At 51.8% G+C, this 24,623-nt stretch carries 12 protein-coding genes; 8 read left to right on the plus strand and 4 right to left on the minus strand.

Features of this window, described 5'->3' with window-relative positions:
* Positions 1-66 precede the first annotated feature (66 nt).
* Positions 67-2,511 carry an ankyrin repeat domain-containing protein gene (locus AC07NP_RS00940; protein WP_494659300.1) on the plus strand — a complete coding sequence of 815 codons (2,445 nt, stop codon included), beginning with the start codon at positions 67-69 and terminating at the stop codon, positions 2,509-2,511.
* 70 nt (positions 2,512-2,581) lie between these two features.
* Here AC07NP_RS00940 and AC07NP_RS00945 read toward each other — a convergent pair whose 3' ends face one another.
* Together AC07NP_RS00945 and cusR are read right to left on the minus strand one after the other, a co-directional pair.
* Complete coding sequence (locus tag AC07NP_RS00945; protein WP_494659301.1) at positions 2,582-4,036, minus strand: Cu(+)/Ag(+) sensor histidine kinase; 1,455 nt, start codon at positions 4,034-4,036, stop codon at positions 2,582-2,584.
* A complete protein-coding gene (gene cusR / locus AC07NP_RS00950) occupies positions 4,026-4,709 on the minus strand; it encodes a copper response regulator transcription factor CusR (RefSeq protein ID WP_203358566.1) in 684 nt (227 codons plus the stop codon). Before cusR ends, AC07NP_RS00945 begins: the two co-directional genes overlap by 11 nt.
* A gap of 194 nt (positions 4,710-4,903) precedes the next feature.
* Here cusR and AC07NP_RS00955 point away from each other — a divergent pair, with 194 nt between their 5' ends.
* From AC07NP_RS00955 to AC07NP_RS00985, 7 genes are all read left to right on the plus strand, one after another.
* Entirely contained in the window at positions 4,904-6,286 is a 1,383-nt protein-coding gene (locus tag AC07NP_RS00955) for an efflux transporter outer membrane subunit (protein ID WP_494659302.1), read from the plus strand.
* Between the two features lie 30 nt (positions 6,287-6,316).
* Positions 6,317-6,664, plus strand: coding sequence for a cation efflux system protein CusF (gene cusF, locus AC07NP_RS00960; RefSeq protein WP_494659549.1), 348 nt, complete (start codon positions 6,317-6,319; stop codon positions 6,662-6,664).
* Positions 6,665-6,743: 79 nt separating this feature from the next.
* Positions 6,744-8,021, plus strand: coding sequence for an efflux RND transporter periplasmic adaptor subunit (locus tag AC07NP_RS00965; RefSeq protein ID WP_494659303.1), 1,278 nt, complete (start codon positions 6,744-6,746; stop codon positions 8,019-8,021).
* Between the two features lie 11 nt (positions 8,022-8,032).
* Positions 8,033-11,179, plus strand: a complete 3,147-nt coding sequence (locus AC07NP_RS00970) for a CusA/CzcA family heavy metal efflux RND transporter (protein ID WP_494659304.1) — start codon at positions 8,033-8,035, stop codon at positions 11,177-11,179.
* Between the two features lie 640 nt (positions 11,180-11,819).
* The gene (locus AC07NP_RS00975) at positions 11,820-12,515 is read left to right on the plus strand and encodes a flagellar brake protein (protein WP_494659305.1); all 696 of its coding nucleotides are present in this window, start codon (positions 11,820-11,822) and stop codon (positions 12,513-12,515) included.
* A 14-nt stretch (positions 12,516-12,529) separates the two neighbouring features.
* A complete protein-coding gene (locus tag AC07NP_RS00980) occupies positions 12,530-13,117 on the plus strand; it encodes a helix-turn-helix transcriptional regulator (RefSeq protein ID WP_494659550.1) in 588 nt (195 codons plus the stop codon).
* 227 nt (positions 13,118-13,344) lie between these two features.
* A complete protein-coding gene (locus AC07NP_RS00985) occupies positions 13,345-14,112 on the plus strand; it encodes a putative bifunctional diguanylate cyclase/phosphodiesterase (protein ID WP_494659306.1) in 768 nt (255 codons plus the stop codon).
* 336 nt (positions 14,113-14,448) lie between these two features.
* On the opposite strand, the gene AC07NP_RS00990 is transcribed toward AC07NP_RS00985, so the two are convergent.
* Positions 14,449-23,850, minus strand: coding sequence for an autotransporter outer membrane beta-barrel domain-containing protein (locus tag AC07NP_RS00990; RefSeq protein WP_494659307.1), 9,402 nt, complete (start codon positions 23,848-23,850; stop codon positions 14,449-14,451).
* Between the two features lie 193 nt (positions 23,851-24,043).
* Positions 24,044-24,622 (minus strand): helix-turn-helix transcriptional regulator, encoded by a 579-nt coding sequence (locus tag AC07NP_RS00995; RefSeq protein WP_494659308.1) that lies wholly within the window; start codon positions 24,620-24,622, stop codon positions 24,044-24,046.
* Between the last annotated feature and the right edge of the window lies 1 nt (position 24,623).

Consider the following 24,623-nt stretch of genomic DNA (forward strand, 5'->3'; position numbering starts at 1 on the left):
AAGCAAAGTTACGATTTACCTGAATGTATGAAAACTCTTTATTATTAACAGGTTATAAGGAATTCTATGCTAAACTGGATTTTTAATGATAATAAACTCACGCTACGGCAAATTTGCTTAGACAGCAAACTATCGACAGCTAAAAAAATACAGAAAATCGATAAGTACCTGGCGAATGGTGGTGATATTAATTTTATTGACCCCGAAATTTCTCCGTGTAACGTGCTGGTTCCCCTGACGCGTAACCCAGAGTCAGATGTCTCTCTGGTGCAATACCTGCTCGATAAAGGGGCACACATCGAGTGTAATGGTTTCAGCGCGTTTCATTCGGCTATCGAGTTCAATAATACACAGCTAGTGACGCTTTATCTCAGCGCTGGCGCAGATCTTTATTATCAGAATAAATTTAATAATTGTTGGCTCAACTACCTTTTTCATCCTGATCCACAGTATGTCTATCAGGAAAGTCAACGTAAAGACATGATAGATCTTCTGCTTGAGTCTCACCTGGATATCAATAAACCGGTGAGTTTTTGGACTAATGGCGAGCTAAATCACCCATTGGAAATATTATATTCAGAACAAAGTAAAGAGCTGTTTGTACATATCATAAATAAAAATATCACTCTCAATATTGAAGAGACCACGCTGATTGAAGATATTATTCGATCAAACCAATTTTGGGGGCTTGAGGCATTTGCACCGTTGGTGAAACGCTATCCGGATTATAAAAAAGAGCGCTACATTATGGCCAATGATAGCAGCTTTTGGGATGACGCCAATCTGCTGGAATTGTGTGTTTACGAAAAAGCAGCGGACTATTGCGAATATTTGCTCGACAATTATCCAGAACTGAAAGCAGACTCTCGCGCCAAAAGTCTGGTCTACACGGCGCTGACCTCAGAGTTTGATTTGCGAATAGTCGAAAAACTGCTTAAAGTCACTGTCGATATCAATCGCATCTATAAGATGACGCCACCAGACGCTTATCAGGCACCGTTGATTAGCCAGTATCTGAATAATCCTCATTTTACCGATCCCAATAAGCGCGATTACATCTATCAGGCTCTTGAACTGTTACTCAAATATGGCGCTGATCCCAACAGTGAGTTCGTCAACAACGGTAAACCGTATGAGATGTTGAACTGGTCAAATCTACGATTACTCATTTACCCAATGGTAGAAAAAAGAACGTTCTTACCCCAGTTTCTCGATCTCTTTTTGCAGTATGGTCTGGATATCAATAAGAAATTTGGCTCCGTAGAAGAACCGACCTTACTGACCATCACTCAGCGCGGTTCATGGAAAGAAGACCAGGAAACGATCATTAAGGTGATGGAGTATTTGCAGCCATTGGGACTTGATTTAAGCCTCACCAATATTTACGACACAAACTTTGTCTCAGCCGCCGCTATTTCTTGTCGTACTCAACTGCTTGAATGGTTGATTCACCAGGGGGGCGATATTCATACCCATTGTGGTCACGATAACTCCCCTATCTTACATAAAGCCATTTCGACCTACTCGTTAGCTGAAATAACCGGACCCATACGTCGTCAGACCGTTCAGCTTCTGTTACAACATGGCGCGAAACTCGAAGAGTTTTCAGTCGATGAACAATTTACGCCGTTGATGTGCGCCTGCTACTACGGTGCCCAATCCTGCGTCGACGTTCTGTTGGAGCAGGGGGCCAACCCTAATGCGCGTAATGGTGAGGGCACCACGCCTGCCCTGTGTGCCATCACCGGCGGTGGCTCAAATGAGTTTCCTCGTTTTGAATCCACGGCTGTGCGGATCCTGAAGCTGTTACAGCAGTATGGTGCTGATTTAACGGTGGAGGATTGCCATGGCAACAGTCCGCTCGTGGTCGTAATCCAGTTGAATTATAAAGAGATATTTGAGGCACTTCTCCAGATGGTGCCGTATAGCCACGCGCAGCTTGAACACGCGCTCGCCATCCCTGAGCCAGAGAGCTATTTCCACCGCCGTCTACAGCAGCAGATCAAGGGGGAAACTGCGCCCATTCCCACCAAAGCAGAAAGCGAACCAGAGCAACCTGTCTTGCCTGCAGGCGAAGATAAACCCGTCATTAAGGCAATGGAACCACAACCGCGGGTAATAAAAGCCCGCCCAGAGGCCAGCAGTGCGGCCTCGCAGAGAAGCCAAATTCCGACGATTATCGAACTGAAAGCCAAAGTGAAAAGTTTTTTTAAACCGGTAGCCAGCGATCCCGATGTTACGGCTGCCCAGTTAAACAGTATTGAAGAACAGGTAGACCTGTTAATTGAACAACTGGATAACTTCAGCTTTTTTCGCAATCAGGCCACCAAAGAGGAATTTGAAGAAGGCGTTCAGGAATATATCGATGAAACCGTCGGGCAGATCAACACTCTCATTGAGGATGATTATCCGGCACTGACCGAAGCACTGGTCGATGCGGTTTGGGTCATTTTGCAGTTCTATCGGGTGGATATTGAGATTGAAACCGCGCTGAGAAAACGCTTCTGGTAAGGTTTCGCTTACGGTCAGAGCCATCTGAGTGGGATGGCTCTGAACTCTCCGGCATCATGACAACGCGATATTAAAACGCAGCATGTTTTGGCAGCGTCAGAATAAAACGGGTGGCGCGTAAATCAGAGGTGACGGCGACGGTTCCCTGATGGGCGATGACGATCGATTTCACAATCGCCAGCCCAATGCCGCTGCCTTCGCCTTTACGTTGACGGGAGGGGTCTACACGGTAGAACCGGTCAAACAGCCGCGGTAAATGCTCCGGGGAAATAGGGGTTCCAGGGTTCTCAACAATAATCTGCACCTGATTCTGCGTCTCAAAAAGCCGCACGGTGACGGATTCTCCCTTCGGGGTGTAACGCATCGCATTGGAGAGTAAATTACTTAACGCCCGGCGTAACATAATGGGGTCGCCGGATACCCAGCATGCGCGGCCTTCAAAGCGCAAATTCACCTCGCGCTCTTCAGCCCAGGCTTCGAAAAAGTCGAAGACTTTGCCTACTTCATCCGCCAGGTTCAGCGCTTTTTTCTCCGGAATGAGCTGATTGTTGTCTGCCTGTGCGAGGAACAGCATATCGCTCACCATCTTCGACATACGGCCAAACTCTTCGAGATTGGAATACAGCACATCCTCCAGCTCTTTCTGGCTGCGGGGTTGGCTGAGCGCAATCTCGGTTTGCGTCACCAGATTGGTGATCGGGGTTCGGATTTCATGGGCGATATCGGCGGAGAAGTTGGACTGGCGAGTAAAAACATCCTCAATACGCTCAATCATGTGATTAAACGAGATAACCAGACGTTCCAGCTCGATCGGCACGGCCTGCGGATCTAAGCGGACATCAAGATCTTTTGAGGTCATATTTTGAATGCGTCGGCTCACGCTGCGGATCGGTTCGTGGCCTTTATACACGGCAAGCAGGACGATAAAAATAATCAGTATGCTGACCAACGAGGCTGTCATAATCAGCTTGTTTTTCAGGTCGTTAATATAGTGCAGATGAAAATCTATCGATAACGCCATATACAGCGTCCAGGCGGGTTTGCCGTCAGGTAATTGCCCCACCGGCAGACGGATCATCCGCCAGGTAGAGTGAGCGCCGTGTCCCTGATTGTGCCCCTGCATGTTCAGGGTCGGGCCGGAAAGTAAAAAGACGTCGCCGTTACCGGCATTTTTATCCGGCGTTGCACGACCGATAAACTCGCGCAGGTCAGGAGCGCCAGGTGAATGAAAAATGGCCTTTTTATTGGCATCTTCGAGAGAAATCATCACGTTTGAGTAGCCCGAAACCACATTTCGCAGGGTTTCCAGACGGCGGGATTCCGGCTCTTCGGGTTGGTTGAGAATTCGCTCCAGCGTCGTGCTTATCTCTTTTAAGTCATTAATATCCTGTTCGGCAAAGTGGACTTTTACCGAGTGGATCATGACCCAGGCAAAGGCGAAAAAGGCGGCGATGGTCGCCAGGCTGATAAAAAATGTCAGTCGGGTCGCCAGCGAGAAAGGGCGGCGAAACCGCTTAGTGGCCATCCGGCACCTCAAGCATATAGCCAACGCCACGAACGGTCTGAATGAGTTTCGGCTCAAATTCATTGTCTATTTTGGCGCGCAGGCGTTTGACCGCCACATCGATGGCGTTGGTGTCGCTGTCAAAATTCATGTCCCATACCTGGGAGGCAATCAGCGAACGTGGTAACACTTCCCCTTGATGGCGCAGGAAAAACTCCAGCAAGGTGAATTCTTTACTGGTTAAGGTGATCCGCGTTCCGTTGCGGGTGACTTTTCTGCTGACCAGATCCACGGTTAAGTCAGCCACCTGAAATTGACTCTCCACTATCACCGTCGCGCCACGGCGCAACAGGGTTCTGACGCGGGCCAGCAATTCGGCGAAGGCGAACGGTTTCACCAGATAATCATCCGCGCCCAGTTCCAGACCTTTAACCCGATGTTCAATGGTGCCCAGCGCCGTGAGCAGGAGGATCGGCATCCCTTTGTTGGCGGCACGCAGCATACGCACGATATCCCAGCCGTTCACGTCTGGCAGCATGATGTCGAGGATGAGCAGATCGTAATCACTGGTCATCGCGAGGTGATAACCGTTCAGTCCGTTATCGGTCAGATCCACCACAAATCCGGCTTCTGTCAGACCTTTGGTCAGATATTCGCCGGTCTTGTTTTCATCTTCGACTATCAAAATCTTCATCACTTATTCCTTCACGCATTGACTGTGCGGGCTCTCAATTCTAGAGAAGCCGGATCGGATAGCAATCGGTTATTCGGAAAATGACAGTTTTGTCATTTTGCTGTCACGGGTTAGCCAGAGTCATTTCGGTAAGGTACGGGGTATGAGTTCATTTTCACATTAGGGTTACGGGTCCACGGCGGGCGAAAAGGATTATGTACACATTTAAGCGTCTTACCCTCAGTGCTTTATTTGTCCTGACAGGATGTTCACTGGCGCCGGACTACCAGCGCCCGGAATCCCCCGTACCGCAACAATTTTCCCTCTCGCAAAATGCGATGGTCCCCGCGACAACGGGGTATCAGGAGACCGGCTGGCGGACTTTTTTCGTGGACGAGCAGGTGAAGACGCTGATTGGCGAGGCGCTGCGCAACAACCGGGACTTGCGCATGGCAACGCTGAAGGTGCAGGAAGCGCGAGCGCAATATCAGGTGACGGATGCCGACCGATATCCGCAGCTCAACGCAGACTCGAGCGGTAGCTGGAGTGGTAAAGTCGAAGGGGACTCCCGTACGACCCGCGAATATGAAGCCGGGTTAAATTTGAGTTTCGATCTGGACTTCTTTGGCCGGTTGAAGAATATGAGCGAAGCTGACCGACAGAACTTTTTCGCCAGTGAAGAAGCCCGTCGCGCGGTGCATATTTTATTAATCTCGAACGTCTCGCAAAGTTATTTCAACCAGCGCCTGGCCTATGCGCAACTGCAGGTCGCGCGGGAAACATTGCAAAACTATCAACGCTCCTACGCGTTTGTCGAAAAACAGCTGCTGACCGGCAGCACCAACGTGTTGGCGCTGGAGCAGGCGCGGGGCGTCATTGAAAGTACGCGGGCTGACATCGCAAAACGGCAGGGAGAGCTGGCGCAGGCCACGCATGCCTTACAACTGCTGTTGGGGAGCTACACAACGTTACCCAATGAGAACGTGGGGAACGCCGGAGATATCAACGGCGTCAAATTACCGCCTTCGCTCTCCTCGCAAATCTTATTACAGCGTCCGGATATTATGGAAGCTGAACACGCATTAATGGCGGCCAATGCCAATATTGGCGCAGCGCGTGCGGCATTTTTCCCCTCCATTACGCTGACCGGTTCGCTTTCAGGCAGTAGCAGCGATCTTTCCAGTTTATTTAATCCCGGTAATGGGATGTGGAAATTTATCCCTAAAGTGGAGTTGCCGATTTTTAATGCCGGTCGTAACCAGGCCAATCTTGATTTAGCCGAAATTCGCCAGCAGCAGTCGGTGGTGAATTACGAGCAAAAGATCCAGAACGCTTTTAAAGAGGTGGTGGATGCACTGGCATTACGCCAAAGCCTGGCGGATCAAATGACCGCGCAACAACGCTATCTGGATTCCCTGAACATTACTTTGCAACGTGCCAGAGCGCTCTATCAAAACGGCGCGGTGAGTTACATCAACGTGCTGGATGCAGAACGTTCGCTGTTTACCACGCAACAAACCTTACTTGATCTCAATTATGCCCGACAGGTGAATGAAATTAGGCTGTTCACTGCACTGGGCGGCGGTTGGGCGGAATAACACCAGGATACACACTCAGGAGACAATATGATGACCACAACGTTTAAAGCTGCTGTTTTTGGTCTTTTTACACTCGTCGCAGCGAATGCGCAGGCCAATGAACATCAACACGAAGGGATGATGAACGCGACCCCAGCCGCTGAACAGACGCAAGCCATCAGCGCGACGGGTATCGTGAAAGCCATCGATATGGAAAATAAAAAAATCACGATTAACCACGATCCTATTCCTTCCGTGAACTGGCCGGCAATGACCATGCGCTTTACGCTGACGCCGCAAACGCAGCTCGGTGATATTAAGGTCGGTGACAAAGTGGCGTTTAATTTTGTGCAGCAGGGAAACCTGTCGCAGCTGCTGGATATTAACGTCAGTCAGTAATGCATAGGGCTCGCCGCCTATATTCTTGCCTGCGTTCAGCCGAACGCGGGTAAGCGTAGATGAAGAAATGGAAAACACAATGGCGTCTTATAAACTCAATAATCTCGCGCTTATTTTTGCCAGCATGCTTGTCGGCGGTATTATTTCTGTCGGGGGGTATGCATATTATTCTGCAACGCACGGAACTGCTGAAATGACACCCGCGCCGGAAAAAGAGGCGCGGAAAGTTCTGTTCTGGTATGACCCGATGTACCCGAATACCCGTTTTGATAAACCGGGGAAATCTCCGTTTATGGATATGGATCTGGTCGCAAAATATGCCGACGAAGAGGCGGGCGATGCCTCAACGACGGGCGTGCGTATCGATCCTGTCCAGACCCAGAATTTGGGACTGAAAACCGAAACCGTACGCCGTGGGGCGTTGAATTATGCGCAGACGTTTCCGGCGAATGTCAGTTTTAACGAATATCAGTTTGTGATTGTGCAGGCGCGTTCCGCCGGATTTATTGACAAGGTCTACCCGCTGACGGTCGGCGACAAAATCAAGAAAGGCACGCCGCTGATCGAACTGACGATCCCTGACTGGGTGGAAGCGCAAAGTGAATACTTGCTCCTGCGGGAGACGGGCGGCACGGCAACCCAGGTAGAGGGGATTCTGGAGCGGCTACGGCTGGCCGGTATGCCGGAAGAGGATATCCGCCGTTTAACAGCGACCCGTAAAATTCAGACGCGATTTACGCTCAAAGCGCCGATTGATGGGGTGATTACCGCCTTTGACTTACGCACCGGCATGAACATTGCCAAAGATAACGTGGTGGCGAAAATCCAGGGGATGGACCCAGTGTGGGTTGCCGCTGCCGTTCCGGAATCTGTCGCCTGGCTGATAAAAGATGCCTCCCAGTTTGCGCTTGCCGTCCCGGCCTGGCCGAATAAACCGTTCACCATTCGCAAGTGGAGCATCCTGCCAAGCCTCGACGCCACCACCCGAACGCTTCAGGTGCGCTTGCTGGTGGATAACCCCGATGAAGCGCTGAAACCGGGCATGAATGCGTATCTGAAACTGAATACCGAAAGCGAGCCGATGCTGCTGATTCCGTCAAAAGCGCTGATTGATACCGGCAAAGAGCAGCGGGTGATCACCGTCGATAGCGACGGGCGTTTTGTGCCGAAGCGCGTCTCGGTATTTCACGAATCGCAAGGGATGACGGCCATTCGTTCCGGGCTGACCGAAGGTGAAAAGGTTGTTTCCAGCGGTCTGTTCCTGATCGACTCCGAGGCGAATATTTCCGGTGCTCTGGATCGCATGCGGGCGCACACGCCAGCCGACACCTCCGCTCCGGCGACCCATTCACACTGAGGGAATCGTAAATGATTGAATGGATTATTCGCCGGTCCGTGGCGAACCGTTTTTTGGTGATGATGGGGGCGTTGTTCCTCAGCGTCTGGGGAACCTGGACCATTATCAATACCCCGGTTGACGCACTGCCCGATCTCTCGGATGTGCAGGTCATCGTCAAAACAAGCTATCCCGGTCAGGCACCGCAAATTGTTGAAAACCAGGTGACCTACCCGCTGACGACCACCATGCTCTCCGTGCCCGGTGCGAAAACCGTGCGCGGTTTCTCGCAGTTTGGCGACTCCTATGTGTACGTGATTTTTGAAGACGGTACCGACCCGTACTGGGCGCGTTCGCGCGTCCTGGAGTACCTCAACCAGGTGCAGGGGAAATTACCCCAGGGCGTGAGCGCCGAGATGGGTCCGGACGCCACGGGCGTCGGCTGGATCTTTGAATATGCGCTGGTGGACAGGAGCGGCAAACATGATCTGGCGGAACTGCGCTCCTTGCAGGACTGGTTTTTGAAGTATGAGTTGAAAACGATCCCTAACGTGGCGGAAGTCGCCTCGGTGGGGGGCGTAGTGAAAGAGTATCAGGTCGTTATCGATCCGATGAAACTGACGCAGTACGGTATCAGCCTGTCAGAGGTGAAATCGGCGCTGGATTCCTCGAATCAGGAAGCGGGAGGTTCATCCGTTGAACTCTCTGAAGCGGAGTACATGGTTCGCGCCAGCGGTTATCTGCAAACCCTTGATGACTTCAACAACATCGTATTGAAATCCGCTGAAAACGGTGTCCCGGTCTATTTGCGGGATGTCGCCCGTGTGCAAATCGGGCCGGAAATGCGCCGGGGCATTGCCGAGTTGAATGGTGAAGGCGAAGTCGCGGGCGGGGTGGTTATCCTGCGTTCCGGCAAAAATGCGCGAGAGGTGATTTCGGCGGTAAAAGAAAAACTGGCGACGCTGAAAAGCAGTTTACCCGCAGGTGTCGAAGTGGTGACAACCTACGATCGTAGTCAGCTGATTGACCGGGCGATTGACAATCTCAGCTATAAATTGCTGGAAGAGTTTATTGTTGTGGCGCTGGTCTGTGCGCTCTTTTTGTGGCACATCCGCTCGGCGCTGGTGGCGATTATTTCGTTGCCGCTGGGACTGTGTATCGCCTTCATCGTGATGCATTTTCAGGGGATTAACGCCAACATTATGTCGCTAGGGGGCATCGCCATTGCGGTCGGGGCGATGGTAGATGCCGCCATTGTGATGATCGAAAACGCCCATAAACGGCTGGAAGAGTGGGGGCACCTGCACCCTGGCGAAAAACTGGATAACGACACCCGCTGGAACGTTATCACCCATGCGGCGGTGGAAGTGGGACCGGCGTTGTTTATCAGTCTGTTGATTATCACGCTCTCTTTTATCCCCATTTTTACCCTCGAAGGTCAGGAAGGGCGGTTGTTCGGACCGCTGGCGTTCACCAAAACCTGGGCGATGGCGGGGGCGGCATTTTTGGCGATTGTGGTGACGCCGGTTCTGATGGGCTTCTGGATCCGCGGGAAGATCCCCGCAGAAAACAGCAACCCGCTCAACCGCTTTTTGATTCGCGTTTACCATCCGTTATTGTTGAAAGTATTACACTGGCCAAAGACCACACTGTTGGTGGCGGTGTTCTCTATCCTGACCGTGCTGTGGCCGCTCAAAAATATCGGCGGCGAGTTTTTGCCACAAATTAACGAGGGCGATCTGCTGTACATGCCTTCTACATTACCGGGGATCTCCGCGGCGCAGGCGGCAGACATGCTGCAAAAAACCGACAAACTAATCATGACCGTCCCGGAAGTGGCGCGGGTGTTTGGCAAAACAGGGAAAGCAGAAACGGCAACGGATTCTGCGCCGCTGGAGATGGTGGAAACGACCATTCAGCTCAAACCGCAAGACCAGTGGCGTCCGGGAATGACGATGGACAAGATAGTCGAGGAACTGGATAAAACGGTACGTTTGCCGGGTCTGGCAAATTTGTGGGTGCCGCCAATCCGTAACCGAATTGATATGTTGTCCACGGGGATAAAAAGCCCTATCGGGATTAAAGTGTCCGGCACTGTGCTGGCCGATATCGATGCTACCGCAGAGCAAATCGAAGAAGTAGCGCGAACCGTGCCGGGGGTTGCCTCTGCGCTGGCGGAACGTCTGGAAGGCGGGCGCTATATCAATATTGATATTCAGCGTGAAAAAGCCGCGCGCTACGGTATGACGGTCGGCGATGTGCAGCTGTTCATCACCTCGGCGGTGGGCGGCGCGATGGTCGGTGAAACGGTGGAAGGGATCGCACGATACCCGATCAACCTGCGTTATCCGCAAAGTTATCGTGACAGCCCGGAAACGCTGCGTCAGTTACCGATTCTGACGCCGATGAAGCAACAAATTACGCTGGCGGATGTGGCTGAAGTGAAGGTGGTTGCGGGGCCGTCGATGCTGAAAACGGAAAATGCTCGCCCCGCCAGTTGGATCTACATTGATGCCCGCGATCGTGACATGGTGTCGGTGGTTAACGATCTCAAAAAAGCGATAGCGGAGAAAGTGAAGCTGAAGCCCGGCACCAGCGTGGCGTTCTCCGGCCAGTTTGAGCTCCTTGAGCGGGCGAACCACAAGCTGAAACTGATGGTGCCGACGACGCTGATGATTATTTTTGTGCTGCTGTATCTGGCTTTCCGTCGGGTGGGCGAAGCGCTGTTGATCATTACCAGCGTGCCGTTCGCGCTAGTGGGGGGAATCTGGTTCCTGTACTGGATGGGATTCCATTTATCGGTGGCGACCGGAACCGGGTTTATTGCGCTGGCGGGCGTCGCGGCGGAGTTTGGGGTGGTGATGCTGATGTACCTTCGTCATGCCATTGAAGCCGAACCTTCGCTGGAAAACCCACAGACCTTCACGCCCGAGAAACTGGATGAGGCGCTATACCACGGGGCGGTTCTGCGTGTCAGACCGAAGGCCATGACTGTCGCGGTTATTATCGCTGGCTTGTTGCCCATTTTGTGGGGAGCAGGCGCCGGGTCAGAAGTCATGAGCCGCATTGCTGCGCCAATGATTGGGGGGATGATTACCGCGCCGCTGCTGTCGCTGTTTATCATTCCGGCAGCGTATAAATTGATGTGGCTGCGCAGGCACCGGAATCAGCAAACGTAATGTCTGAGATGATTGTTTTTCAATAATTATATAATCATCTCACAAAACTATTTAAGACCAGCATAGGTAATGCTGGTCTTTTTTCCTGTGTTCCTGCATTAAACCATGCTTGTAAAAGGGGTATATTTCAAAGCACAGAAAATATGCGAAATACCCCTATAAAGTACGTGTTGATTGACAGATGCTCGCCTTAACTAAAATGTTACCCTTAATTCAGGTAGCTTGATTCTCTATTTCAGGTTGCACTTATGTTTGTTTGTCTTTTTTGATTTAAACTAAATGCTACATTAAAAAAACGATTGTAAACGAAAAGAAACCACGGATACCCGCTACACTGTTTATATTGCAATCTGCCCTTTTTTATTTCAAAATCGCGATGGTACGGGCCATTTTATTCAATTTTGTTATAAAGTTTTGGTTAAGTTTGACGGGTTTAAGGCACAACTTACGCCAGGACCCATCACATATGAATGTTTTTACATATCAATAAAACAGTAAAAATAGCTAAAAACTTAATTTTGCTCAAAATAATCGACATGAGATCCATTATGGTTATCCGAAACCAGGAGTGGAAGCCTGTCTCGTGTTTATCTCAAACGAGAATGAGAAGTTTCTCAAATACAATAATAAGGATTTAATGATGAGTTTTGGTATGGCGAAGGATGATAGATTTGAAATTATTGCCATCATTCGTGAAGAGCTTCTCAAGAAGACGAAACTTGAAATAGTTTATAAAAACAACAGCATAGTAACGCAACTGGAAAAGGTCGACTTCGAACACTTCGCCATCTCCCACCATGAAGATATCGTCACTGAAAAGATTCAATGCTTTATTCTGCACAGTGAAGCCGGAATTATTAAATTCAACGCCCGGTTCGATCGCGAGTCCTCAGATGATAACGCGGGTGGATTAGTTTATTTTATCCCTGACATGATTTTTTTTGTTCAACGCAGGCAGCATCAGCGTTTCTCGTTTCTAAAGGGATTTAGTTTTACCTGCTTTGGGCGCTACAAAAACGGCGAAAATTACTTATTTAAAATTAAAAACATTTCGCGTGGCGGTTGTGCGCTTATTGCCGAAGAGGTGAATCCGCGCTTTTTGCATAAAGATACGGTAATCAAAGGCTCATCGCTGGAGTTCGAACAGTTCGGCAACCTGCAACTCGATATGCAAGTTATCGATGTTGTGGAGATCAATGAGTTTGATGATGACAACCACCTGTATTCCTGCCATCAAATTTCGTGCAAGTTTGAGTTTAAAAATCACCGTGAGGAGTCTGAAGTTGAAAAAATCATTATCAACTTTTTGATGAGCAATAAAATTAGAAGTTTATAAGGAAGGTGAACTGGATGTTGATGTGTGGCAATGATAATTTTGTAGGGCGTGGCGTCTCTGAGTTCCTGAAAAGTAAAGATGTGCCGATTAAAACCTTCAGGCGCGAAGAGATGATCAGTCAGTCATCATTGTATCGGCATCATACGATGCTCTTCAATATCATTGATAACGGGCAGTCTTGTGCTGATTTTGTTGATTTTTTAAATAAAAATAGATTCAAGGTCTATGACAACAACATTGTCATCATCACCGACAGTCTGGTGGCGAAACTGTGTGTTGAGTTACTCTATGTTGATAAAGCAATCGTATTGACTGAAAAGTCACCCTTACGCGATTTTAATCAAATCGCGTCATTGTCACAGGGGCCAGGTCATTCCCGCACCTTCCGCTCACAAAAAAAACTTACCGACCGGGAACAACAAATACTGAGTTTATTGGTCGGCGGCTACAGTGCTAAAGAAATCTCCGAGTTAGTCAACCTGAATTATAAAACAATTCAAACTCATAAGATGAAGATTGTCCTCAAGCTTGGATTAACGAACACTTCAGATCTGAATAAATTGATCGTCAGATTTAATCATTGTTTATCTTTTTTACCCTGAATCATATTGGGTCAGAAAATTTTGAATTATACTCTTCATACTTCAAGTTGCATGTGCTGTGGTTACGTTCGCTCACTCCAGTCATTTACTTTAGTAAGCTCCTGGGGCTTACCTCCTTTCTGCAACTCGAATTATGTAGAGTATATAATACTCACAGGGGCTGAGCGTGTAGTCATTTTTATTTGGCGGGAGTCGCCGTTTTAGCTGTATTTTTAAGGAGGAGGAGGGTGTTTAATTCCAATGATGTTCTCAGAGCTCTACAGGGAGCGTTGAATACCAGTCAACTTTATATGGTCTATCAGCCCATTTTGAATTTACATACTCAAAAGATTTGTGGGTTTGAGGCATTAATGCGCTGGAATAGCCCCGACATGGGAATGATTTCCCCTGATATCTTTATTACGCTGCTGGAAAAAAGCGGCAGTATTGCGTCAGTCGAAGAGATGGTTTCGAATCCCCCCTGGGATGTCGCGGTCCGGTGGCCAGAAAATATTTCGCTCTCAATCAATTTTTCCGCGCTGGAACTCAGCGATCCCGAGTTACCTGAACGTGTCAGGCGAAATCTGGCATTCTCAGGACTTGCCGCCAGTCGCTGCGAAATTGAAGTCACCGAAACCGCACCGATTCGTGACAGCCTGGTCGCCTCAGCGAATATGTCCGCGCTTAAAGCCATGGGGGTAAAATTGTCCCTTGACGACTTTGGTACCGGACATGCCAATCTTGATTATCTGCTGAAATATCCGTTCGATACCTTAAAAATCGACAAAGCGTTTGTCGCAGAGATTGAGCCTGATACAAAATCGTCAAAGATCGTGGAAGGTATTATCGTATTAGCCCATGATTTTGGTATTGAAGTTCTGGCTGAGGGTGTAGAAAGTAAGGAACAGTTAGACCGGTTGATGCGTATTGGTTGCGATAAAGCGCAGGGCTATTATATTTCGCATCCTGTCCCGGCAGAAAACATTCCCGCACTGTTAACACAATTCAATTATTAGAGCCTATCCCATTAGGCTATTTTACTTGTCATTTTGGCCCTGGGCAGTGCTCACAAAGGTTTACCTTTGAACGCCCCTGGGCGGCCCGTAAGGGTGAGCGTAGCGAATCAAATCCTCACGTACTACGTGTACGCTCCGGTTTTTCCGCGCTGTCCGTGTCCAAACTGACTACGCCAATTACGCCTACTGGGATAGGCTCTTAATCGTTCACTTCTGCAACGACCACATCCCCCTAAATCCAGACCATAAAAAAGCCTTCTGTTAAAACAGAAGGCTTTTGATTTTAATTGTTCACCCCCTCTATTTGAGGTGGTGAACAGTTATTTTTACTTTTGATTAAAACATCTTTTTAAAGCCAATTGAGGCATTAATCGGCGCTTCAACCTGCGATTTACTTCCACCATTACTGAATTGAGTGCCCAATTCACCGTAGACCTGCAAATCTCTGTCAATTGTCCAGGTCATACCGGCCGCCACTTCGGTACTGGAATACTGCTGAGACGATTCCAGTGTCGTGGTCGTCACGGCGTTGCTGAAGTGCGTTTTGTCTTTTGAACCCAGACCCTGCCACAGGTTTACACGACCGTAAGGCTGGATTTTGCCGTGATTCGTGTCGTAATCCCCCACCAGGCGAACGCCGAGGCGGGCAGTGAACGAATCTGCAGTATCCATTTTCACCTTCGTTTTGGTTGAGCCATTCAGTGTGCTGTCGTCAAAGTCACTGTACTGATAGATCAACTGAGCTTGCGGTTCCAGACTCCAGGCGCTGGCGCCTAAGCGGAACGGTTTGCCCACTTCTGTTGACGCCGTCAGCGTGTTGCCTTTCACGGTGAACGAATCGCTATTACCCGATGCCGCCAGGCGGGAATCATGGTTGCCGTACTGCAGAACGTTATCAACGTACATGCCGGTTTCAGAGAACCAGGTGGCATAACCGCCAATGTAGAAACCATTGTCGTCGATATTGCCGCCTTTACCGGCGCTGCCAACGTTGGTGCCATTCACGCTGCTGTCGATATCCAGAACGCTGGCGTAAACCCCGGCTTTCCAGTTCGCGCCGCCGTAGAGATCGGCACCGACCTGAATCCCGGTGGTATGGCTGCTGGTTTCAGTCCCCGTTGCATCATCCAGTTTGGTTTTTCCGGAGTAACCGATCATCCGTGCCCAGGCGCGGTTGTCTTCATCGATGCCTGGCTTGATATCATCCCCCATACGCTGGTGCATGTTACCCAGCAGGCTGAGATCGCCCTGGCGTACTACACTCGCGAGGCCGTTGATCAGCATCGTTTCTGGACGGTATTCACTTCTGAGATACCAGTTTTCTCCCTGACCCTGTGCGTTACCGGCGTGCAGTTGATATTCAAAGGCACCGGCCGCCATACGGTCAGAGGCCAGATGGAAGGCATCCTGCGTGCTTTGCGCAGTGGTGGTGGCGCCATTCAGCGCGGTAACAACTTCGATACCATCGCCGACGGTCGGCGCACCCAGTCCGGAACCGTCCACATCCAGCAGTGTACTTCCGCTCGCTTTACCGCCGTCGATGACCAAACGGTCTGCAGTACCTTTACCGCTCGCATCCTGCGCCGCCGCGATTTTCAGCGTGCCGCCTTCCGCGTTGTAATCACCTTTAACGGTTAAGGTCGAACCGACCTGTTGACCGAGGAGTGAAACATCACCGCTGTTATCCAGTCCTGCTACCGTCTGGTTATAACCCTGGGTGTTCAGGGTCGTACCTTCCAGAACATAGTGCTGTGATGCCGCGCTCAGGGTGTTTTCGCCACCGGCATGCAGTTCGCCATTGGCGATCAGCGTGACGCCGCTGTAGCTGTTGGAACCTTCCAGTACCGTCGTACCGCTACCGGTTTGCAGCAACATGCCTGTACCGCTGATATTGCCGCTGATGGCATAGGTATTGGCACGGTTGATATTTAACGCGCCGTTATCAACGATGTCGCCCTGGATGCTGCCGATATTGCCGCCAGTGCCCAGTTGCAATGTGCCCTGTGCGATGGTGGTGCCACCGGTGTAGCTGTTGTCCTGGGTTAACGTCAATGACCCTTTGCCGGTTTTGGTGAGATGACCGTTACCTTCAACGTCCGTCAGCAGTGCCACATTGTGATTGTTGGTGTCGAAGGTGCCGCCACCATATTCCAGCGTGATCTGACGCGCCGTGTTGAACGCTTCGCCATACTTCAGCGTACCGCCGTTAAAGGTGATGCCTGTTTCTGGCGCACCCAGATTCTTATCACCGGAAACCTGCAGCGTACCGGCCGTAATGGTGGTACCGCCGCTGTAGGTGTTGTCGCCATTGAGGATCAGCGTCCCCAAATCGCCCTTATTCAGACCGCCGGTGCCGCGAATCTGGCTGTCGATGGTGGCGGTGTATTTCGCGCCATCCACGGTGCCGTCGCCGACACGAATCAGCGTATTCGCCGTGTTGGTCGTAATCGCTTCGCCGCCTACGTGATAACCATCAGTGGCGAACTGCGCCCCGCTGATGATGACATCACCTTTGCTGTTATCGACGGTCACATTGCCCGCTTCACCTTCGAAGACGGCAAATGCGGCGTCGGTGAACGGCGCGTTGAGAATACCTTCCGGTGTGGATTCGTCGGTGGTCCAGTTGTCGTTGCCTTTGCTGGACTGCCAGATGCCGTCGCCGCCGTTGATCACGCCATTGTTTTTCAGCTCGCCGTTTTCACCCCCGGTACCGTCCCAGAAGCGCAGGGTGAGTCCGGCGTGATTGACCAGGTTGACCTGGTTTTTGACCGAGGTCTGCACGTACAGACTGTCTGCCGCTTCTGGCGCATCGGCAATATCCATCACATTGTTGGTCAATGTGCCGGTGTAATTGATGACGCGGTAAACCCCAACGTCAAAACTTCCGCCTGGTGTGGTTTCAATATTCAGCTTACCGTCGAGGGTGAGATCGCCATTCACGTTGATCAGATCGTTAAATGCGCCCCCCGGCGTGTTGGCCTGGCCGAACTGATAATCCAGTTGTGAATTGTCGCTCAGGTTCAGGGAACCGGTGGTGAGTTTACCGACGCTATTCAGCGCGGCGCCCGCCGTGATGTGACCATTGTCGTCCACATTAACGGTACCGCCGATAATTCCGTCGCCGCCGAGCGTAGCGCCGGATTTCACCGTCACCAGACCCGTTGCCGCCGACTGATTCCCGTTCACCAGCAGGACGCCCTGGTCGACATCCGTGGTGCCGGTATAGGTGTTATCGCCGGTTAAGGTCAGTGTACCGTCGCCGATTTTCACCAGGCTGCCGTCAGTGCCGCTGATGATGCCGCTGATGGTGTCATCAAGACTCAGATTGCCCAGTGACAAACGCTTATCGCCCAGCTCAACGTTACCGGCACCGGAAAGTGAACCGATAGAGGTCGCGCTATTGACGCCGCGAATATCGACGTTGCCGCCTGCCTGGTTTTTCACCTGAGCCATTTCCGCCATGGCGTTATCGGCAAAGGTCATCAGCCCGTTGTTGGTCACTATCGCGGTGCCGCCGCTGGCGTCATCCTGCAGCGCCAGGGTGCTGTCGCTGGACACCGCAATGCGTGAATTTCCTGCGGTGGTGTTGTCGGTAAACACCGCGGTTGAACCGCTGTTCAGGTTGATTTTGGCGTTTTCCGCAGTCGCCTGTTGCGAGAAGATGGCTTTCGCTTTCTCGGTCAAATTCAGGGTTGAACCGGCAGCGGTGACCGTATCGGCCAGCGTTAACAGACTGTCTGCAATGTTCATGGTGAGCGATTGCAGGCTGGTATCTGCGCCGCTGACGTTGAGCGTAGCGCCTTTGTTCACATCCACCGTGCTGCTCGCGTTGCTGCCGAATGCGCCGGTTTTACTGACGTTTACCGTGACGTTGTTGGCTTTACCTGTCCCGGCAATTTCGGTTGCGCCCTGGTAGCTGTTGGCTCGGTCAAACGTCAGGGTGCTGCCCGCCGTGCTGGAGCTGCTGGTGATCTTCAGTTTACCCGTACCCGTGATATCGCCGGTTGGGGTGAAGTGATGCGAGTTCAGATCAAAGACCTCGGCATCTTTATTCGCGCCCAGGGTGATGGTCCGGTCGGTGCTCAGATCGGCGCCCAGTTGCAGCGTTGAGGCATTGTTAATGGCGAGCCCCGTTCCGGCCTGACCCAGGTTTTTGTCGCTGGAGATTTGCAGCGTACCGCCGTCAATGCGCGTTCCGCCACGGTATTCGTTCTCGCCGGTTAAGATCAGACGACCCAAATCCGTTTTCACCAGCGTCAGTTTATCGGCGCTGTCGCCTTCGAGAATACGCGACTCGATGGTTGCGGTAACGTCAGCCCCTGCGGCACCTTCGCCGACACGCAGCATCAGTTCGTTGCCGCCTGCGGTAGTGGCATAACCGTTCAGCGCATCGCCTTTGACCACGTAACCTTCGGTGCCAAACTGCGCGCCGGAGAACGCAACTTTTCCTGCGGCGTCATCCACCTCAACGGTGCCTGCTTTGCCGGTAAAGATGGCGAAGGCCTTTTGCGCCCACGGTGCGTTGCCATTGCCGTCTTGCTGCGTCCAGTTGTTGTCGCCGTTGTCGCCGATAGCCATCCATTTGCCGTCGCCGCCGTCGATCGCACCATTGCCTTCAATACCGGATTTACCGTGATTGCTGCCTGACGTTTGTCCGTCCCAGAATTGCAGGGTGACACCGTTGGCGTTGACCAGGTTCACCTGATTTTTCAGGATAGTCTGAACAAAAATATTGCTCTTATCCTGTCCGCTCGGCACGCTTCCCAGATCCAGCGTTTGGTTGTCCAGGTTGCCGCCGTAGTTATAAATGCGGTAGACGCCAGGGCCGAACTGCCCGCCAGCGCTTTCGGTGACGTTCAGCGTACCGTCCAGTTTCAGGTCGCCTGCAACATCGATTAAATCGTTACGCGCGCCGCCTGGCACAAAGGCTTGTCCAAGCTGGAAGTCGGAGGTGGTCTGGTTGCCCAGTTTCAGATCGCCTTTAATGGTCAGCGTACCCGCGCCGCCATCGCCTGCGCTAATGGTCGTGCTGTTATTCATGGCAACGTCGCCGCCAATCACGCCAACCCCGCCCAGCGTGGCACTCCCGTTGACGTCCGTCGCGCCGGTCGCTGCACTCTGATTGCCATTGATCAGCAATGTCCCGGTTTTTACCGTTGTCTGCCCTGTATAGGTGTTATCACCCGTCAGACGCGTCGTACCGTCGCCAATCTGCTGCAATGCGCCAGTCCCGGAAATGACCCCATTTAACCGCACATCGTCAGAACGGTTAATCGCCAGCAGGCCGTTATCGAGAATAGTGGAAACTTCAGCAATTCCGCCACTGGTGCCGCCAACGCCTAACTGAAGCGTCCCGGTATTATCAATGGTGGTGGAGCCGGTATAGCTGTTATTGGCGGTAAAAATAGTGGTGCCGCCAGCCGCGCGTTCAAAGCGACCGTCGCCGCTGATAATCCCGGAATACACTTGCTGTGCGCCGACGCCGTCGCCCTGAGTATCAAAGATCACCCGACTGCCGGTACCGCTGGTTTTCACCGCGTAATTGTTGATCGTTGCCGCGCTGCTGCTTGCCTCACGGTGATCGCCCGTGCGCAGCGTCGCGCCATCGTTAACGGCAATGGTTTCACTTTTCAGCTTCAGATCTTCAACGATACGCATGTCTGCCTGCGCGCCGGTGAGGGTCAACGAATCCCAGCCATCGCCAATATTGGTGCCGGAGCTGAGGTTATCCGCCGTCAGGCTGCCAATTTTGGCCGCATCGCCGTGTGTATTGGTGAAGGTGAGGGCGTTACCGCCTCCCGCCTGGGTAGTGATATGGCGAGTCTCTTTCAGAGAGACGTTGCCGATGTTCGCTTTGTTGTTCCCGTTAGTGCCATCGAAATTCACTTCACCGGCAAAGGTGCCGTTGTTCCAGGTAAAGCTATCGCTGCCGCGACCGGTATTGATGATCCCGACGGTTTTGCCGCTGATATTGATGGTGTCATTTCCGAGACCAGACTGGATGGCAATCGCCCGATCGCTGGCTGCCTGTACGGTTCCGCTGTTGGTGATCGATTTACCGTTATCGCCGCTGGCATCAATCACGGCTTTGCCGCTGGTGCTGTTGGAGATAATGATTCCGCTGTTGCTCAATGCCGAGACATTTTTAGCAATAATGGCGGAATCCCCGGTCGTATCCTCAACGGTGATGTTGGCCTTAGTCGTGAGATTGCCGTTGGTTTTGGCGAGGATACCGCTACCCGTGGCGTTGTTGGTGTCGTTATGCACCCGTACGGTGTAGCCCGTGCCGATGTTCAGATTGCCAGTGGCGTCGCTACCATCTTGTTTTTCAAAAGCAAAACCGGTGCCTGCGCCTGTTACGTTCAGTTTATTGTTGTCGCCGTCTTTCACGTTCAGCTCAACGCTGGTGCGGATGCCCGGACCGTCGTTGGCGTTGATGGTGACATCGTTAAGCGTAATGTCTGACCGTTCCGCATTGTTCTGGATCCCCGCACCGCTGCCCAGTGCGCTGATGGTGACGCCCTGTGCGTTCAGCGAACCTGCACCCGCTTCCAGACGGATGCCGTCGGCGGTGCCGTTGGTGGTGATCTTGTCGGGTTGACCGCCCGTGGCAGAGGAGATGCTCAGACGCGCGTCTTTGGCTAACAGAACACCGGCCGTGCCGTCATCCACCAAAATGGTGCCCAGCTTTTTAATCTGCGCATCGTTACCGGAGGCGCGAACGCCAATGCCATCGGCGACGTGCAGGGCAGACGTGGAATTGTTGGTAAAGCGCCCGCCCTGTTGTACGTCCACCCCGATGCTGTTTTTGCTGGCGAGATCGATAAGGGCTTTGCCATCGAGGATCAGGTTGCCCAGATTCTTCGTCACGTAGGCAATCACGTTATTGCCGCCAGCGGCAGAGGTGATATTAGCACTGGACGTGAGTGTGGTGTTCTGAGCATTGCCGTCGGGCTTGCCATTTAGCTTATGCGCCTGGCCGTCGACAATCCCGGCGGTGGTGTCGGTACCGGTCAAATTAATGGTCGTTTTATCGCTGATGCTCCCGGTGGCTCCGCCTTCGATGAGCAGGGCGGCGGCGCCAGTGCCTTCTACGGTGAACCTGGCCTCGCCGGTATCGACCGTACTGCCTACGCCGGTCGCCAGAACACCCGTTGAATTCTCACCCTTTAAGGTCAGTTCAAGATTGGAGCTGGTGCCGGTGATCGGGTTTTTGGTGTTCCCATTAAACTCCGCGCCATTGGCGATACGGAAAATGGTCGTCCGCGCCTGGCCGTTGTCATCCATCACCGCTTTGCCGATATTGGCCGTCGCACCCTTACCAAACAGATAGTAGCCAATCTGGTCAGTATTATTGAAGGTAGGGCTACTGATGCTGTCGACGTTGGCTACGGCGTTGTCACGCACATGCACGCCGATATTACCGACCTGCTGCAGCGTAATGTGAGAATTCACATTGGCGGTGGCGCGATTCGCATCGTTCCCTTCAACCCAAACGGCATAGTTGCGGTCGGTGGTTCCGCCGGTGCCCGCGACGGTAATCGTGCCAGTGGCGCTGGTGGAGGCTTCTGCCGCTTTGTTACTCGCGCTGATGTGAATACCGACGTTATCAGTGCCGTTGACGTTAATTTGGCCATCATTGCGGATGACCTGGTTGTTCTCAGCGCCGCTGTCACGGACAGAGATCCCGTGGTTTTGGCTGTTGCCGGCTGATTTGTCACCGTTCACCGTGATGGTGCCGGTGTTAATCACATTACCGGTGGCGTTGCCTACCAGAATACCAGAGGCATTACGCACACCGGTGCCGAGGGTGATAGTACCGTTGTTGGTGACATCGCCCGCGCTTTTGGTCAGGATCCCGGCGCTCTGGCTGGAGCCGCCAGGCATTAACACATCCTGGGTCGTATCGTTGGCATTGCGTCCCAGAGAAATGGAGGCGCCTTTTTCGTTGACGAACGTGGATTTGCCATCCACTTCAACACCATAGGCGGTGCCTTTGCCAAAGGACTGGCCATCTTTGCGCCCGTCCACGACATTGATTTGCCCTTTGTTAACCCCGGTCGTTTCGCCGGACAGCTGCATCCCGATAGCCAGTGTCAGAGAGGTGTTAGGTCTGGTGTTGTTCCAGGGATCGGCGGCAGAGGCGGTACCGTAGTCATCCGTGGTAATGGCCTGGTTGATGGTGCCATTGTTGGTGACGGTACTGGAGCCTTGTCCCTGCATCCCGTACGCGCCGTAGCTGTTGACGTTCTGGTTGCCGTTCTTGTCGATAAACAGCCCGGAGTTGATGATGCCGTTGTTGGTGGCGGTCGAATTATCGGCCAGCATACCGACAGCCAGACTCAGTCCGCCAGAGGTACGTAAGGCGTTAAGTTCACCCTCGTTATTGAGGGTGCCACCGTCCGTCGCTTTCATGACGCCATTAATACTGCCGTCAACCGCCAGAATGGAACCCTTCTGGATAGTCCCGGTGGTTCCCTGGCCGTTGGCGTAGACAGCATGTAGCTCGCCGCTACCCGCAGTCGCATTGTTGTTATGCGCAAGGCCGTCGGTCCAGACGTCGTAATCCCAGTTGACGCTATCGGCGGCCTTGTCGGACTTCAGCAGGTCGTCGATAAGCGAGGCATATTTGGCCTGTGCGTCAGAGACTTTTGTGACCACGCCCGCATCCAGCCACAGCTGAATTTGGCTGACTTTTTTGCCATCAGGAGAGGTGGCGGCATCGCTGCTGTTGCCCAGCAACCAGTCATTGAACTGGGCTAAACCTGTGACATCGCTGATCGAAAAGGTCTTGTTGCCGGTCTCGACCACTTTTCCGTCTTTGTCATAGCCGTAGGTCATGATGGTGACGTCGTGGCCGAAGGTATCGGTTGTTGTGCCGCTCTGAAATTCTTTACCCGGAACGACCGGCGCTGCGCCAAACTTGACGTAGTTATCCGATTGCCAGTTGACCTTACTACCCGCGTTTTGTGCTTCCAGCAGCGAGGAGTCTTTGGCCATTAACTCAATGGTATTGGCCTTCGCGCTGGCATTCTGCGTATCATCGCCAATGTTCAGGTTGGCCGTCGCGCCCTTATCGGCAAGGGCAAAGCCAAACTGCTTATAAATTTTTGTCTGATTGGCGTCGTAGGTATTTAAAACGACGGAGCCTAGATCCATAACGCTAAGAAAATTCTCTAGATCTTGGGTGTCGAACACTTTGATCGACGCTGTGTTTTCCGGGTCGGCAGGATCGGAAATACCGAAATCAACATTTTGCGAAGGCGTGGAGGATTGATAATGGAACAGGTAGCCAGACAGTTGGTCGACGGTGGTGATCTTCGAGGTGGTCTGACCATCGGCGCTGGTGGCCGTCAGGGTAATTTTGCCCGCTTCCAACAGTTCCTTGATGGTGGTGGAATCGACGACGCCGCTCTGACCGTACTCAATGGTCGGGAGTTTACCTTTGATGTTCAGCTGTTGGGACGCGTTCTCGTTTTCATATAAGAAACCGTAGTCAAAAGTCCCGCTGTGTACGCCTGCGGAGATCGGTTTGTCGAAGTCTTTGGAAATAACATGATCGCCGTAGGTGTTCATTGGCGTTGCGGTGGCGACCATAGATACGCCGGTTAATGCGGTCGCCGCGATGATGCTCACAGATTTACGCGTGCTGCTTTTTTTCTTCCCGCGGGATAATTCGGAAACGACGACCCAGAGACCGAGCGCCGCGTTCCAAATAATGCTGTAAACCTTATTCATATATAACCCTCATCTGCATTTCTGTTTTGCATGTGTTAATACGTTGAGTTGTTGGCTGTGTTTGGCTCGCGGAGTGCTGCCTGAGTGTCGATTTTTGAAAAATAGAAAGCCCTTCCGAACGAAGCAGAATTAAAATGGTGAAGATAAGACGCGATATTAAAATATCTGGTGGTTAATTCCTTAAGCCAGTGAGCTACAGTTGGCTATACTGAGAAATCATATATTTCAGTCGGGTATTATTGTGTCCCAGTTTTTTGGCAATATTGCTTTTATAGGCGCTGATGGTTTTCTCGCTTTTGTGCGATGCCCCGGCGATTTGGGACAGCGACCAGCCGCGGGTAAACAGCATCATCACGTTAAACTCATTGACCGTCATTGGGTTCGCTAATGGTTTAGGCGCACATGGCTTTTTACCATTGATAATACTGGTCATTTTTTGCAGGATTGCATCGAGAGAACCACGATCATCCAGAAATTCCAGGCGCATCCCGCAAACGGTCTGGAAGAGTGAGAACGTGTTTTCATCGGCTAAAACGATGATCGTCGCAGAAGGGCGCAATGACATCGCGCGGATAATTCCGGCGTATTTCAAAGCCTCACTTTCACTCGGGTTAATGATGAGATAATCAGCGTTCTGTGATATTTCTTTTCCCGTCAAAAGTGTCCGGGAAGAATGAAATTCCATATCGACAAATAACGTCGTACCGCGCAAGATATCTCGCATGCCAAGCCAGGTGTAAAATGACTCACCTAAAAAAATAGCTTTTGACATC

The organism is Citrobacter sp. GW821-FHT07H02 (assembly GCF_059418505.1).